The 15,721-nt window shown below is 63.4% G+C and carries 11 protein-coding genes; 4 read left to right on the plus strand and 7 right to left on the minus strand.

Translation table 11 applies throughout. The features are described 5' to 3' along the window. Nucleotides 1–166 precede the first annotated feature (166 nt). Both BV071_RS06465 and BV071_RS06470 read right to left on the minus strand, forming a co-directional pair. Nucleotides 167–2,554 carry a tetratricopeptide repeat protein gene (locus tag BV071_RS06465; RefSeq protein WP_265594136.1) on the minus strand — a complete coding sequence of 796 codons (2,388 nt, stop codon included), beginning with the start codon at nt 2,552–2,554 and terminating at the stop codon, nt 167–169. Nucleotides 2,555–2,700: 146 nt separating this feature from the next. Further along, on the minus strand, nt 2,701–5,121 hold the full coding sequence (locus BV071_RS06470; protein ID WP_035603615.1) for a transglycosylase domain-containing protein: 2,421 nt from the start codon (nt 5,119–5,121) through the stop codon (nt 2,701–2,703). Between the two features lie 145 nt (nt 5,122–5,266). Here BV071_RS06470 and BV071_RS06475 point away from each other — a divergent pair, with 145 nt between their 5' ends. Then, the gene (locus BV071_RS06475) at nt 5,267–6,238 is read left to right on the plus strand and encodes an SAM-dependent methyltransferase (RefSeq protein ID WP_052572975.1); all 972 of its coding nucleotides are present in this window, start codon (nt 5,267–5,269) and stop codon (nt 6,236–6,238) included. Then, nucleotides 6,235–6,870, plus strand: coding sequence for a class I SAM-dependent methyltransferase (locus BV071_RS06480; RefSeq protein ID WP_035603618.1), 636 nt, complete (start codon nt 6,235–6,237; stop codon nt 6,868–6,870). Before BV071_RS06475 ends, BV071_RS06480 begins: the two co-directional genes overlap by 4 nt. Before the next feature lie 240 nt (nt 6,871–7,110). Here the strand turns inward: BV071_RS06480 and BV071_RS06485 are convergent, their stop codons facing one another. Then, nucleotides 7,111–8,622 carry an excinuclease ABC subunit UvrC gene (locus BV071_RS06485; protein ID WP_265594137.1) on the minus strand — a complete coding sequence of 504 codons (1,512 nt, stop codon included), beginning with the start codon at nt 8,620–8,622 and terminating at the stop codon, nt 7,111–7,113. Between the two features lie 106 nt (nt 8,623–8,728). Continuing rightward, nucleotides 8,729–9,145 (minus strand): hypothetical protein, encoded by a 417-nt coding sequence (locus BV071_RS06490; RefSeq protein WP_035603625.1) that lies wholly within the window; start codon nt 9,143–9,145, stop codon nt 8,729–8,731. Nucleotides 9,146–9,304: 159 nt separating this feature from the next. Here BV071_RS06490 and BV071_RS06495 point away from each other — a divergent pair, with 159 nt between their 5' ends. Beyond that, nucleotides 9,305–10,123 carry a MotA/TolQ/ExbB proton channel family protein gene (locus BV071_RS06495; RefSeq protein ID WP_075090850.1) on the plus strand — a complete coding sequence of 273 codons (819 nt, stop codon included), beginning with the start codon at nt 9,305–9,307 and terminating at the stop codon, nt 10,121–10,123. An 18-nt stretch (nt 10,124–10,141) separates the two neighbouring features. After that, a complete protein-coding gene (locus BV071_RS06500) occupies nt 10,142–10,558 on the plus strand; it encodes a biopolymer transporter ExbD (RefSeq protein ID WP_052572977.1) in 417 nt (138 codons plus the stop codon). A gap of 204 nt (nt 10,559–10,762) precedes the next feature. Here BV071_RS06500 and BV071_RS06505 read toward each other — a convergent pair whose 3' ends face one another. From BV071_RS06505 to BV071_RS06515, 3 genes are all read right to left on the minus strand, one after another. Continuing rightward, entirely contained in the window at nt 10,763–13,135 is a 2,373-nt protein-coding gene (locus BV071_RS06505; RefSeq protein WP_035603630.1) for a tetratricopeptide repeat protein, read from the minus strand. Nucleotides 13,136–13,201: 66 nt separating this feature from the next. Beyond that, entirely contained in the window at nt 13,202–14,578 is a 1,377-nt protein-coding gene (locus tag BV071_RS06510) for a nicotinate-nucleotide adenylyltransferase (RefSeq protein WP_035603632.1), read from the minus strand. A 12-nt stretch (nt 14,579–14,590) separates the two neighbouring features. Then, a complete protein-coding gene (locus BV071_RS06515) occupies nt 14,591–15,649 on the minus strand; it encodes a hypothetical protein (RefSeq protein WP_265594138.1) in 1,059 nt (352 codons plus the stop codon). Nucleotides 15,650–15,721 lie beyond the last annotated feature (72 nt).

The raw sequence follows: 15,721 nt of genomic DNA on the forward strand, positions 1-15,721 counted from the left end.
AATATTAGGAAACTTGAATATACTTAATCGCGTAGGGTATATCGCCCGTTCGGCCTGTAGGGCCAATCCCTACGGCACGTTTCCCCTTTGCGGCGGATAAGAGCGAAATCGCGACACGGCGAAAAGCCAGCGCATCCGACCGCCTCCACGTCCCTGCCGATTTGCGTCAGGGTGCCTTGAACTCCGGATATTTGTTCCGGAGCATCATGCGGTACTCTTGGGCCGCGGAGGGATCCCCCTTCTTCTCCAGTGCGGTCGCGGCCTTGTTCAGCGCCTGCGGCTTGATCACCCGGTCGCTGTCGTCGAGCTGCTCCACCGCAGACACGTAATCAACGGCCGCGCGCGTGGGATCGTTGCGCTTCATCTGGATGTCGCCATTGACGATCATCACCTCGGCGATCGTGCGGCCTTGGGGCTGGAGCGCACGACACTCATTGAGCGCGGCGCTTGCTTCATCCAGCTTGCCGAGGCCAAGCAGTGCCTTGGCGCGGTCCACCAGACCATCGGCCTTCCACATCGGCACATCCTCCACTTCGAGGGCGTTATTCACGGGGCCAAGGGCTTCCTTCGCTTTGCCTGCCGCGAGGAGGGCCTTGCCGAGGTAGCGCCAAGTCTGCTTGGCAGTACTCCGCGGCTCATCCTCATCCGCGATCAGGCGGTAGAAGCGGGCCGACTGCTCGAAGCGGTCGGCGCCGAAAGCCTGCATGGCAGCCCAGTCAATCAATTGCTCCGGCAAGTAGTCGACGAACTCGTCCTTGATGGCGCGGTCCACGTCATCGCAGAGCGGCTCGGGAGCTTGCAAGGTCCAGTGGGCCAAGGCCAGCAGGGCACCGGCGTTCTTGCCGTAGGTCGCGTGCTCCAGGTCGCGGGCGGTTTCCGCATGAGGGACGGCCTCCTTGAAGTGGTCCTTCTTGATCATGCCCCAGGCCAGCCAGTAGTTGGCCTTCGCCTTGCGGGCGCGAGTGGCGGAAGGGAACTTTGCGAGGAAGCCTTCGTAACGGGCGATCATGTCCTCGAGGTTACCCTCCTGCTTGGCGATCTCCGCGGATTGGATGTAGGCCAGCTCGGTGTATTCCGGATTGAGGTTGCGGGTGATGACCTGATCGTAGTCGATGATGGCCTTCATCGGCTCGCCGCTGGTCTCGTAGGCTTGTGCGCGTTGCATCAGCGCCTCCGCCGCGCGCGGATCGTCCGGATAGGTGGTGATGAACTCACTGAAGGAGCGCACCGCTCCCTGCGGGTCCTCGCTCGCCAATTGGCAGGCCGCGCGCTTGTAGAGCAGGCCCTTGCGGTTCTCCGGGCTGAGCACCGTGGCGTCGATCTCGTTGTAAACCTTGGCCGCCTCGGTCGGATTGTGCGCGTCCATCAGCGTCTCTGCCTTCATCAGCAGCGCCGAATGGATCTTCGGATCGCGGGGGCGATTCTTGCGGTAGATGTCCAGGAAGGCATCCACCTGATCCGGCACGTGCCGGCCCTCGATCCGGTAGAAGCAAAGCAAGCGCAGGTAGTTCGCATCGAAGGCGTGGATGTTGTTGGGCAGCATCAGCTTCTCCACCTCGCGGAAGAGCTCGAGTGCCTCCACATTGCGGTCCAAGGCCATGTAGGACTTGGCTGCGACCATCAAGCGCTTTGCCTCCTGCTCACCCTGGGCTTTCTCCGCGCTACGCAGGAAGATCGAGATCACCTCGCTATACTCCTTGCGATCGTAGCGGGCGTTCATCAGCGCGATCTGCGCATCCGGACGATAGGCCTCCATGCCGGCGGTGTTCATCACCAGCATCAGGTATTTGTCAGAAATTTCGGCCTGGCCAAGCTTGGCCGACACGATGCCAGCCTCCACGGCAGCAGGGCCGCGGATGTCGGAGGCACTGCGGGACATCACCGCCTTGTCGAGCAGCGGCAGCGCTTCATCGAGCTTCTCCGCGCGAGAAAGCAGCTTGCCGAGCTGAAGCTGGGCCTTGCCCAAGAAGGTATTCTGCGGCTCCGGATCCGCAATCACCCTGCGGTAGTAGTCGCTGGCCTCACGGGTGCGCCCTAACAGCTCGTATGAGAAGCCCGCGTAGAAGAGCCCCTTCAAGCGGTGGTCCGGCGCGGTCGCGACGGCTACCATCTTCTCGAAGTAGGGAGCAGCCAGCGCATACTGGCGGTTGTTGAAATGATCCACCGCCAGCCGGAAGGCCGCCGCACTGGCGAAGCCGCCCTTGGCGTAACGATTGAGGATCGAGCCATAGCAGCGGCGCGCGTCGTCGGTCCGCCCGGAGAAATAGTAGCTCTCGCCCAGATACCACCAGGCTGCCTCGGCGTTCGGATCGTTCGGCTTGGTATCGAGGAAGCGGTTAAGCAGCGAAATCGCGCCGGAAAGACGCTCCATCCGCTGGTCGATATTGGTGCTGGCCCGCGCAGCGTCATGCAGGCGCTTGCCGGTCGTGAACCAATCCGTGTCCGAGGGCTGCGGCGGCTGGACCTCGGCCTCGCTCTCGTCCACCGGCTCGGCGCGCGGTGCCTGGGCAAGCGCGGTCGCCGTGGCGGCGAGACAAAGAAGAAGGCGGATCATGACGACGGGCGCATCATCACCCCACCGTGGCCTTTTGCCAAGGAGGGGTTTGGGTTGCTCGGAGCGGCGGTAGCGCATCGCGGACTCAAAGACGAGTGACAAATCAGAGGCGGATTTTACCAACCATGACGAGGGGTAGAACCGCTTCATTCCGGCATGATCTTGATCCGCTTGGGCCAAGCCAGCTGCAGCGGTTTTTCCCCATCCCCCAGATCGAAGCTGTCCAGCACGTTGGTGCTCCTGCGCTGCGGCTGGTGTTCCATCCCTTCAAGCATCACCTGCTCGGTGAAATAGGGATCCTCGCCCAGCAGGATCTGCTCCTTCGGCCGCACCGGGGTACTGTCGATCATCGCAGGGCTAAGCGGCCTTCCTTCAGGAGCCGCCGATTCCGAACCCGAGTGAATCTGGCAGAAGGGCAGGGTCGGCATGCCTTTGCGGAAGAACTCCGTGAACTCCGCCGAGCGGGTCCGCGGCCGGTTGGTGACGGGGTCCATCACGGTCTCGTAGCAATAGGGCGTGGCCCGCTGCCCGGAGACCCGGCAGATCTTCACCTCTTGGATACTCTCCGGTTGCGGGATGACTTTGCCTCCGAAGTCCTTGGCGCAGGCATTCATGGCATCCGCCCAGACCGGCATCGCCAGCTCCTTCGAGAAGGCGCCCTGATAGATCGACTTGCCCGGCTGCAGGAAGCCGAGCCAGACGCCGCAGGACACGCGGCCGTTGTAGCCCAGGAACCAGTTGTCGGAGAAATCATGGGTGGTGCCGGTCTTGCCCGCACCGCTGAAAGGCTTCTCGACCAGCATCTCGGTGAGGCCGGAGGCGCTGCCCCGCTCCATGCCGCCGCGCAACATGGTGTGCACCATGTAGGAGGTGGCATCATCGATCGGCTCCAAGCGCACGGGTACCTCGATCTTGCGGTTGTAAACGATGCTACCTTCGCTGTTTTCCACCCGGTCCACAAAGGTGAAGACCTTGGGAGCACTGGTCCCATTGCGGCCGAAGACCGAGATTGCCCGCACGGCGTCCTTCATGGATGCAGCCTCCCACCCTGCCGCCAGACGCGGCAGGAGTTCAGCCCCCTTCATCGGCAGGCCGAAGGCCTCCGCGGTATTCGCCACATTCTGCAGGCCGGCCATCTGGGCAAAGCCAATCGAGGCCCCGATCTTGGAACTCTCCAGCGCCCGGCGCGCCGTGATCTTGCCTTCGGGCTTCCCCGGATTGAGCGTTTCCATCCCCCACTCCCCCATCACGCCCTCGGTACCGCCGATGCCTACGAAGCGTGCGTCCATCCATTCATCGGTCACCGCCGTGGCCGGGGTCAGGTTTTGCTTGAAGCCCGCGGCATAGGCGAAGGGCAGGAAGGCGGTCCCCAGCGGACGCTTGCCCAGCTCGATCACGTCATAAGGCACCTCCGCATAGTCACGGCCGCCGACATGCGCCAAGACCTCACCGGTCGCATGATCCACCATCAGGCCCGCCCCTTGAAGATATTCCGCGGGCTTGCCGGACGATTTCTTATAGTCGGCCTTCTTCTGGTTGGCATAGCCCTGAACGGCTTCCGCTTTCTCGTAGCTGGCCTTCAGGCCCTTCTCCATCGCCGACTGCACATCGGCATCGATAGAAGTATGGATGATGAAGCCGCCGGCGGCCAAAGCATCCGGCCCGAGTTCGCGGCCGATCTCATCGGCAATCCGCTCGTAAAGATGGCTGGTGCCACGCTGCAGCGGCTTGGGGTTGAGCTTGAGGGTCTCGGCGGAAAGCTTGCTGGCCTCCTTGGAGGTGATCGCATTCGCCTCCGCCATCCGGCCCAGCACCAAGTTGCGCGACTTCTTGTTGTTCTCCGGGTAGCGGAGTGGCGTCATGTCGTTCGGGTCCTTGATGCAGCCAACGATCGCCGCGCTCTCCAGCGCGGTTAGATCCTTCGGCTCCTTCCCGAAATAGCCCAGCGAGGCGGAGCGGATCCCGTAATAACCGCTGCCGAAATAGATGCGATTCAGGTAGAACTCGAGGACCTGCTTCTTGCTGTAGGATTTCGTGATTCGCCGTGCGAGGAAGGCCTCCACGATCTTGCGATTCATGTCGTCCTCGCCGCGCCGCTTGCTCTCGTTGATCAGGTCATAGGCATTGCGCGCGAGCTGCTGGGTCACGGTACTGGCCCCCTGGGTGCGCTTGCCAGCCTTCTTGTTCAGATAGACTGCGCGCACGATACCGATGTAGTCGATCCCGTCGTGGGTTTCGAAGCGTTGGTCCTCCCCCGCCTTCAGGGCTTCGATGAAGATATCCGGCACTTCGGAAATCGGAATCACACTGCGGTTCTGGACGAAGATGCGGCCGATCTCCTTGCCGTGCCGGTCCAAGATCACGCTGGGGATTTCCAGATCGTTGATGCGCGCCAGATCGTAGGCGTCCGCCCGCTCGCGGAAGGGGCGGGTGTAGCGCTCGACGCCGACGTAACCGATCCCCGCGCTCAGAACGCAAAACAGGATCAACCCCAGCCAGAAGCCTTTGCGCTTGTAGAAACGCCGCTTCCTCAGCTTGTTCGCCTTCTGGTTCTCCTTATTGGCCATGCCGGATTCTTTTTGTGAAAACTCCCGGATACCCTCCGGCGCGCCCTCCGCATACTCGCCGGAGGCCGAAGGCGCAATGCCGGGCTTGGCCGCCCGGCTACGTGAGGAGATCCTTAACTCCGGGCCGCTGCTTTTCCAGCATTTTATGGCAGAAGCCCTTTATAATCCGGACCAGGGCTATTACGCCCGGCCGGCAGGGCAGGTCGGCCGGGGCGGCGATTTCTTCACCAGCGTGAGCGTCGGGCCGCTCTTCGGCCGTCTTTTGGCTGCGCATATTTCCGCCTGGTGGCAGGAAGCCGGCTCGCCGGTCCGCTGGCGGATCGTCGAAGCGGGGGCGAACGACGGCTCACTGGCGCTCGACATTCTGGCGGCCCTGGAGGCCTCGGGGGCGGAATATGTGGTGGTCGAGCCGCTGCCCCTGCTGGCGGAGGCCCTGCGCCAACGCAGCGCCGGTGCCCTGCGCGTGGTGGATTCCACTACATCGCTGGCCGAGGATCCCCTCCCCTCCTTCGTACTCGGGAACGAGGTCCTCGATGCCCTGCCTTTTCATGTCATCGAGTCGGATGGTGAGCTCTGGCACGAGCTGGGGGTGGAGGTCTCGGACGGGCGCTTCTACTGGACAGACGTGGGCCCCGCACCGGCGGATCTGGTGGCCAAGCTGCCCACCCGCCCCGTCGGCTACATGACGGAGGTCCGCGACAACATCGGCAGCTTCCTCAGTGCCATGGCCACCGGCATGGCCGGCGGGCGCATGCTCTGGCTCGATTACGGCTTCGACCGCGAGGACTACTACCACGAGTCCCGTACCACCGGCACCCTACGGACCTTCTCCCGCCACCGGGCGGCGGAGGATCCGTTAGAATCCCCCGGGGAAATCGATATCACCGCGCATGTCGATTTCACCGCACTGGCGGAAGCCGCGGAAGCCATGGGCGGCACGGTGATCCGCGACCAGCGGCAAGGACTCTTCCTCACGGAGATCGCGAAACCTTGGCTACTTTCCCTTGAGGGCCGGACCGATGTGGCCAAGGATCTGCGCGCCTTCCAGACCCTCACCCACCCCGGCCAGCTCGGGGCCAAGTTCCGGGTCATGGAAATCGGCTTCGACCCACCATGATCGAATACTACGCCCGCCGTGCTGCCGAATACGAACAGGTCTATGCCAAGCCCGAGCGCCAGGCCGACCTCCAGCAGCTCCGGAAGCGATGCCGCGAGATCTTCGCGGGCCGGGACCTGTTAGAGATCTCCTGCGGCACCGGCTACTGGACGGAGTGCTTCGCAGAGAGCGCCGCCAGAATCCTGGCCACGGACATCAATCCGGAAACGCTGGAGATCGCACGGGCCAAGCCGTGGAAGGAAGGAAAGGTGGAGTTTGCCGTCGCTGACTCCCTCGCGCTGCCTGACTTCGGCCGCCACTTCGATGCTGGATTCGCGGGCTTCTGGTGGTCGCATGTGCCCTTGGAGCGCTTGCAGGAATTCCTCGCAGGCTTCCACGCCCGTCTAACACCCGGTGCCACCGTCGCCTTCATGGACAACCGCTACGTGGCAGGCAGCAGCACGCCGATCCACCGGACGGATGAGGCCGGGAATACTTACCAGCCCCGCAAGCTGGCGGATGGAAGCAGCCACGAGGTGCTGAAGAATTTCCCCGATAAGGAAGAGATCCGCGCTGTGCTGGCGTCGTTCACAGACAAGGTGGAAGTGGTGGAGCTCGAATACTTCTGGATGGCTGTCTACAACTTGACGTAGGGCAGGAAGATAAAGGTGGTCCGCACAGCCCCTCTGTGCGGCGAAGCCGTTCTGGCAGTCGTCGGAGATCAAGTGCCCCCGGGAAAACATTCCGATTCGCCAGCCTAGGCTTGGTTCTTGCAGAGGCTGTGTAGCCCTTAGCCTCCGCCAACTCGCTTCAGGCTCAACCCGAGGTCACGGGGCGAGGTCCACCGCCAAAACTGCTTCGTCCGCACAGAGGGGCTGTGCGGACCACCTTTTTCACCCCAGCCACTCCAAAATCACCTGCGCCGACTTCTCGGAAATCCCCGGCAGCGCCGCGATCTCCGCGACACTTGCCTTGCGGATCCGGTCCACGCTGCCGAACCGCGACAGCAGGGCCTGCTTCTTCTTCGGCGAGACCGCGGGGCAGTCGTCTAACAGGCTCTCCTTCATCCGCCGCCGGTAGAGCAGCGCGTTGTAGCCATTCGCGAAGCGGTGGGCCTCGTCGCGGATCCGCTGGAGCAGCTTGAGCGCGCCGCGGTCGTGCGGGATCAGCAAGGGATCGCTCTCACCGGGGAAGAAGACTTCCTCGCGTTGCTTGGCCAAGCCGATCACCGGCAGGTCGAAGAGCCCCAAGTTCCGCAACTCGCGCACAGCCATCGAGAGTTGGCCCTTGCCACCGTCCACGATCACCAGATCCGGCAGCACGATCTTGGCGCGGCCTTCCTTCGCAAGGCGCCGTTGTCTCTCCAGCGGGTCTTCCTGCGAATACTCGTCGTCCGGGTTTGCATCCGCGTTCTCGCCAAGAATGCGTGAGTAGCGGCGTCGGATCACCTCCGCCATCGAGGCGAAGTCGTCCTGCCCCGCCACCGTGCGGATGCGGTAGCGGCGGTAGTTCTGGTTGTCCGGCTTCCCCTCGGTGAAGCGCACCATCGAGGCCACGATGTGGTTCGAGGAGACATTCGAGATATCGAAGCACTCCATCACCCGCGGCGGGCCTTCCAATCCCAGAGCCTCACCGAGATCCGCGAGGTCCTCGGTCGGCTTCACCGTGGTCGGCACTCCCCTGCCCCGCGTGAACTGCCGCGTCGGGTTCAGGGTCTTCTTGAGGTTGTCGAGCACGTCGCGGAGCAGCGCGGCCTTCTCAAAGTCGAGCCGCCCGGCGGCCTTGGCCATGTCCGCCTCCAGATCGCTGAAGATCTCGCGTCGGCCCTTGCCGTCCAGCACCTGGCAGGCCTCATCGATCCGCGCCAAGTAGGCATCCCGCGTGATCCGCAAAATGCAGGGCGCGGAGCAGTTTCGGATGACGTCCGCATTGCAGTGCCGGTAGTCGTTCTCGCCGGGATTGAGCGGGCGGCAGGCGCGCAGGCCGAACTTCCGGTTCAGCCAGGAGATCGTCGCCCGCAGCGCGCCGGAATGCGCGAATGGCCCGAAGTAGCGCGCTCCGTCGTCCTTCTTCATCCGCGTCAGCACGAAGCGCGGCCAGGGCTCACTCGGCTGGAGTTTCACCAGCAGGAAGCGCTTGTCGTCGCGGAAGGCCACATTGTAGCGCGGCCGGTAATCCTTGATCAGCTTGCCTTCCAGCAGCAGCGCCTCGGCCTCATTGCGCACGAGGTGGAATTCGAAATCGACGATCGTATCGATCAGCGCCCGGGTCTTGAGGTCCGCGCGGGTCTTGCGCGAGGCGAGGAAGTAGGACGAGAGGCGTTTCTTCAAATCCCGGGCCTTGCCCACGTAGATGATCGAGCCGAGGCGATCCTTCATGAGGTAGACGCCGGGCTGATGAGGCACCGTCCTGAGTTTTTCCTTACACGCCGCCGCGGCCACGACCTCATTGGACGCTAGGACCCACTCCCGCGCAAGGGGGGATGATTGCGCAGAATGAACGCGGAACCCTTCAATTTCCCACCACTCTCAGGGAGCTCTTCCGCAGCGCCTCCTCGCCCTGCGCGGCAATCCGCTCCTGCTCCCCGGCCTTCACCCAGTAGATCTGTCCCCGATGCGGTACCCGGTAGAGGGTCTGGGTGGCTCCACTCGGCGCGACCAGGGTAAGCATCTTGCGGTCCCCGGAGAAACTGTAGCGCCCCGCGGTCTTGCGCTCACTGCCCTCGATATTGATTTCCGAATAGACCGTTTGTTGGAAGGTGCCGTCGGGAGCCAGCACTAAGTGCCGACCTCCCCGGGTGCCGCCGTCGCGGTTATCCAGCACCAGTGCCGCGCCAGCTTCCCCCGCGGTGGGCGGGGACTGTGGTCCAGCACAGGCAGCCAGGACAGCGATCACGCAAGGGAGGAGGACGGAGCCGAGAGCTTTCATGGGATAGCTGGCATTTTTCCCAAGAAATACCCCGGAATGAAAGAATCGAATCGCTCGCCACGGCGGTTTTTCCAGCATTTCATGGCATCCCGGCGCTTGCCTTGGTGCTTGGGTCCGCTAGACTCCCGGCCTCTCATGATGTGGCGCACGATTTTACCGATGGCGGCAGTTTTCCTGCCGACCCTCGCAGCAGCAGCGGAAGCCGCGCCGGAACCGAAGCAGGAAGTCGACCTGCTTCACATCTATCACCAGGGCGGTTTCAGCATGCCCATCCTGGCGGTGATGTCGGTGCTGACTGTCGTGCTCATCCTGCTCTACCTGCTCCTGCTGCGCCGCAACGCGGTGGTGAGCGACCGCTTCATGAACAACGCGGAGGCCCTGATCCGCCGCAATGATTTCCTCGGCCTGATCGCCTACTGCAGCCGCCGCAATGAGTGCATGGCCCGCATCACCCAGCGCGCGCTGGAGTTCATGACCAAGAACAGCGGTGCCACCTTCTCCGAAGTGCGGGACGTGGCCGAGGCCGAGGGCTCACGCCAGTCCAGTCTGCTGACCACCCGCGTCTCCTATCTCGCCGATATTGGGGCCATCGCGCCGATGGTCGGCCTGCTCGGCACCGTGGTCGGCATGATCAAGTCCTTCTACCACGTTTCGGACGGTGGCTTCCAAGGCGCCCGCCAGATGGCCTTCGCCGGTGGCGTTTCAGAAGCGCTGATCGCAACCGCCGCTGGTCTCTCCATCGCCCTGCCGGCGCTGATTTTCTACGCCTACTTCCGTGGCAAGGTGCAGAAGCTGATCTCCGATCTTGAAGGTGCGGCCACGCACCTGATGGCAATCCTGCGCACTCAGGTGGATCGCCACGCGGCCGCCCAAGCTGCTGCAGCCGCGCCACGCCCTGCCGCGCGCCGCGAGGAATACGCCGCAGTTCCGATCCCGACGCACCTCACCGACGACCGCCCGGATCTCCACGGCATCTGATCGCCCGATTGCACGCCGATGAAATTCCGCAATCACAAGATGGCACCGGCCGAGTTGCAGCTCGCGCCGATGCTCGACGTGGTGTTCCAGCTCCTGATTTTCTTCATTGTCACCTTTGAGTTCCACCGCTCGGAGATGGATCTGAAGGTCTCCGTGCCGCGTGCCCAAGAGGGCGCCGATACCAAGCGCGCCCGCGGCGAGATCATCGTCAATGTCCGCGCCAACGGTGAGGTCGCCGTGGAAGGCCAGACCATGACCCAGGCGCAACTCGGCGAGAAGCTCTCCGCCATCGCCAAGCTGCACGGCACCGACCAACCGATCCGCCTGCGTGGCGATGAGAAGACCGACTTCCAGAAGATCGTGACCGTGGTGGACATCTGCCAGAAGGCCGGGATCTGGAATATCTCCTTCGCGACGCAGCGGCCTTCGCAGTAGTCTCGAAGCTTGCCACTTCGCGCGCAACTGGGGCCTTGAACCGTCCCCTGCGAAGTAGTCCCCACAGACCTCTGTGCGGACGAAGCAGTTCTGGCGGCGGGCTCCTCCCAAGGCCCCCGGGTGAATTCGGGCAATAAGGGTAGCTTCGTCCGCACAGAGGACTGTGCGGACTACTTTTGGCACGGCTCTGCTAGTGCCCCAAGCCTACTTCCCCTTCCACTCCGGATACTTCTCCCTCAGCTCCGTCCGGTACTTAACGGCATCGGCATTCTTGCCCGCGTTCTCGAGGGCCGTCGCCAGCTTCTCCAAGGCGAGCGGACGCAAGTCCCCGGCATTGAGGATCTCGACCACCGTAACGTAGGCGCCGATCGCCTTCTCGGAATCATTCTTCTTAGTATAGATGTCGCCAGTGAGCAGGCGGATCTCGGTATTGATCTGACCCTCGGGCCGCATGTCCTGGCATTCCCCGGCGATTAATAGCGCTTCATCGTCGCGCCCCAGTGCCACCAAGGCCTTGGCCTTGTCGAGCAGGCCCTCGGCTCTTACGCCCGGGTGCTCTTCACCGAGCAAGCCGCGGTTGATCGCCAGCAAGGCCTCCTGCGATTTGCCCACCGCGAGCAACGATTTGCCGAAGAGACGCCATGTTCCCCGTGGGATTTTCTCCGGCTCCTTTTCGTTCGCCACCAGCGGGAAGTAGCGCGCAGCACGGTCCGGCTGCTTCGCCTGCCATGCCTGCGTGCCAGCCCAAGTGATCAGATTCGGCGAAAGCTCCTTGGCGTAGCCCTCCTTGATCGCGACGTCCACCTCGTCGCCAGTCGCCTGGCTGTCCTGCAAGGTCCATTGGCAACCCGCGATCACCAGGCCAGCGGATTTGGCATAGGACTTCGGGTCGAGCTTGCGGGCTTGGTCCGCCGGAGCCAGTGCCTCCTTCGGCTGCTCGGCTTTGATCAGGCCTACAGCGATGGCATAGTTCGCCATCGCCCGGCGATCCTTCGCATCTTCCGGGAACTTGGTTAGATAGGCACGATAGCGCTTGATAGCCTCCGGCCATTTCTCCTGACCAGCGAGGATCCCCGCTGAAGCGAGATAGGAGGAGACCTTGAGGTCGTCCGGTGCCGCGGTATCCACCAGCGCATCATAGTCCGCCAGGGCACCCGCCTTCGAGCCATTCGCCTCGTGGGCCAGCGCGCGATTGTAGAAGGCACGGGCCAGGCGCGGGTCCTTGGGATAGGCAGCGATGAAGTCGCTGTACGCGGTGACGGCGGCCTTGGGGTTGCCAGACTCCTGCAAGCTGCGGGCGCGGTTGTAGAGCATGCCCGGACGGTTCTCCGCGGAGATCTGGTCGGCATTGATCGCCTGATAGGCCTTGGCCGCTTCAGCGGGTTTCTTGGCATCGAGCAAAGCCTCGGCCTGGATCAGCAGCGCGTTCTGGATCTTCGGATCCGCGGCGTGGTCCTTGCGATAGCGGTCGAGAAAGGAACTGACCAGATCGAGGTCGTGCTTGCCGCTGTCGCGGTAGCTTGCGAGCAGGCGCAGATAGGCCGCGTCGTAGGCCCACTCACCGGCATCCGGATGCTTGGCGATCTTCTGGAAAATTTCGTTGGCCGTCTTGTATTGCTTGACCTCGAAGGCGGCACGACCGGCCAGCATCAGACGGCGGGCATCCTGCTCGCCCTTCCCGGTGCCCGGGTCGGCGCGGTAGAGCTCAATCACCTTCTCGTATTCCTTGCGGTCGAACTGCGCCGCCATCAGCGCGAGTCGCGCACTCCCATGCGACTCTTCCATGCCGGGAGTTTTGAGCACCAGCTCGAGATACTTGGCGGCGAGGTCTTGCTTGCCGAGCTTCGCGGCGAGCGCTGCGGCTTGCAGGGCCGCCGGGCCACGCACTTCCGCGGCATTGCTGTCGGAGGCAGCCTGCTCGAAGAAGGGCAACGCCTCCGCGAACTTCTCCGCGGCCACCAGCGAATTCCCCAGCGCGAGCTGGCTGGCGGCACGGAAAGGATTCTCGCCTTCGATCGCGGCCACCTTGCGGTAATTCTCCGCCGCCTTGGCCGCGCCGTTCTTCATCTGCCCGTAGGCGACGGCGGCGAAGTAGAGCCCCTTCAAGCGGTTGTCCGGCGTGTCCGCGGCCTCCGCCATCTTCTCATATAGAGGGGCGGCTTCGGCGAAGTTCTTCGCCTTGTAGTACTCCACCGCCAGCTTGTTGGCGGCCACCATCACGAACTGCGACTTGCCGCCGCGCTTCACGATCGCGCGGTAGCAGCGCCGGGCTTCGTCCATCTTGCCGGTGGCGGCATAGCTTTCGCCCAAGTACCACTGCGCGGCCTCGGCATTCGCGTGCTTGTCGAACTGGGCGAGATAGCCGCTCAGCACCTCGATCGCCCGAGCGTAGATGTCCTTGCGCTGGGCGGCATCCTCGGTCGCCTTGGCGGAGTCGTAGAGATTCTTGCCACGCTCGTACCAATCCTGGCCCGGATCGCCCTGTAGCGCAGGCTGAACCGGCTCGGCCTTCGGCGGGGTTTCCTGGGCAAAGGTAACCCCGGCGGCGGCCAAGCAGAGAAGGTAGCGGAATTTCACAGCGGCGGGATGGTGCGCGGGAATCGTCCGCTCATCAATCTCCCAATCGCGCCGCCCTCTCCTCCGCTACACGTGCATGTGGACCGCCGCGCGGTGGGCCGCCTCCGGCACCAACTCTTTCCAAGCCTCGTCGCCGTGCCCGATCATTTCCCGGATATCGCGGCCGGTGTAGCGCATGAGCTCCTCATTTCCCGCCGGGACCTGTCGGACCCGCCCGGTCTCCAGGAAGTAGCGGTAGAGGCTGCGAGAGTCTTCCGGCGGGATGAAGCTCTTGGCATCCACCACTTCGCCCGTCCTGCGGTTGCGCCACGGATAAACGTAGAGCGTCACCTGATTCTTGAAAAGCCGGCCGAAGGACTCCAGCAGGCCACCCGCAAGGTTCTCCGCCCACTTCGCTTTGAAGAGCTCGTTCAGCAGGCCGATGCTCAGGATGATCCCAATCGGCCGCGCGGTGTAGCGGCTCAGGTAGGCGGCGATGCGGTGGAACTCCGGGTAGCGCGACACCAGCACCGTCTTGCCCAGCGCCTGTAGCGCATCACAGCGGTCGATGAAATCGACGTGGTCCACGGTCTTGCCACGCAGCAGGTTGGCCATGGTCATCTCGCAAAGCTCCATGGTCCGCTCTTGCTCGCCCACCTCCAGTGTTTCGCCGAAGACCCCACGCGCCTGCTCCATCATCTGGAGATGCAGGCGGCTCACCGGATCGAAGCTGCCGCGCAGAAGGAGGATAGGCCGCTTGTAGAGGGCCTCGGCGGCCTGCACAACCTCACCGTCTGGCAGGAACATCGCCGCCTCAGTGAGGCCCGCTTCCACCAGCGCCAGCGAGCACAGGCGGTTGTCGAAGAAACCGTAGCCGTGGCCATGGAACTTCAGCATGTCCACCTCCACGCGGTAGGGCCGCAGGCCCTCGACCAGCGAGGTCACAAACAAGCCGAGGTGACCGCGGTGGCGGAACGCGGAGTGGATCAGGTTCACCCCCACCATGCCGAGAGCCTCAGCCTGCTCGGCATTGGTCGCATCCAGCAGACGGATGTGGACGAAGATGTCGGATGGCGGATCGCCCGGCTTGAGCTGGAAGCGCAGGCCCAGCCAGCCATGGCACTCGCCGGTATCCTGGTAGCCGCGGGCGCGGACGGTATTACAGAAGGAGAAGAAAGTGGTGTTCTCGCCGCGCTGGGGCCCGAGCCGCTCCAGCAGGATGCTGAACTCGTGATCAAGCATCTGCAGCAGGCGCTCACGCGAGACATAGCGCGAGGTCTTGCCGTAAATGGCATCGCTCATCGTCATGTCATAGGCGGAGATCGTCTTGGCGACCATACCCGCAGAGCCGGAGGCACGGAAGAACCAGTTCGCGGTCTCTTGGCCAGCGCCAATCTCCGCAAAAGTCCCGTAGATCCCGGGATCAAGATTGAGTTCCTGGGCCTTGTCGAAAGTCGTGGGCATAGCTTGGCAAAATCAGGGCGGCGGCGCACCGGAAAGATCAACCCAGTTCTCGGAGACCAGATCGACGATCTCCACTTGGTTGTCGGCCGGCGCGGCAGGAGGAAACTTGACGTGCAGCACCATCGGCTTCTTCGCGGCCTTGTCCGTCAGGGAGGCGAGCCGCGCGTTCAGGGGATTGATCCGGCTTACATAGCCGTAGATGCTATGCTCCCCGTCGAGGGATTCCAGCCGGTAGGAACCCCAATCCTTATCTTTGAAACCGAAGTTGTAGTACTTCACCTCGGTAAGCACCGCGCGCACGAGCTTCGGCTCTGTGGGACGCTGCTTCCGCAACTCGGGCCAACTGAGTTCCGACCACGGTGCCCAGCTTTCCCAGTCCGCCAGCCAGCCCTCCTTTTCCCGGACCAGCATAAGCTCGCGCATCTGGTAATCCCCGGTGCGCACCCGCACGGAGACAAGCTCGCGCCCATCTTGCACCATGTATTGAAAATCGCCCACCATGGAGCGGAATCCCGGAGCCTTGTAGCCCTCCGCGGCGTACCATTCGCGCATCTTGGGGCCCACCTGCTCCGGAAGGCGCACCCATTTCATCACCTCATCCAGCGTCTTCGCTTCCAGGAAGCCTTTGCTCACCTTGTCGACAGTCACCGCGAGGTTTTCCGGGGCGACCGCAGGCCGCTTCTCCGCCTTCTCCTGCTCGGCGATCTTTTCCGCCTGCTCCCGCGCCACGGCCGCAGCCCGTTCGCGGTCCGCGGCCTTCGGCATCATCCACCACGCAAAACCCCCAAGCAGCAGCAGCCCCGGAACACTCACTGCCAGCAAGAGGCGCAGGGGATGATCCCCGGATGACTCTTGCACTTCCTCGGTCTCGTCTTCCTCCGGCAGCAACTCCTCCTCCGGGGCCATGACCAAGGGCCCGGGCGGGCAGTCCTCGGTGGGCAGGCGCAGCATCCCCCGGCAAGCCGGGCATACTACCCCCTTGCCGTCATGATCCCGCGCCACCCGGAACACGAAGCGGCAGGCAGGGCAGACGTAGCTATTCCAACGCCGGGCCGATGTCGCAGTCTCCACCACGCGGCGAGAGTGGCTGCGGGAAGCGGCACGCGCAAGGCTTCGATGCCCGCGCAGCCCATTCAAAATTTG

Source organism: Haloferula sp. BvORR071 (genome assembly GCF_000739615.1).
Lineage (GTDB): Bacteria > Verrucomicrobiota > Verrucomicrobiia > Verrucomicrobiales > Akkermansiaceae > Haloferula.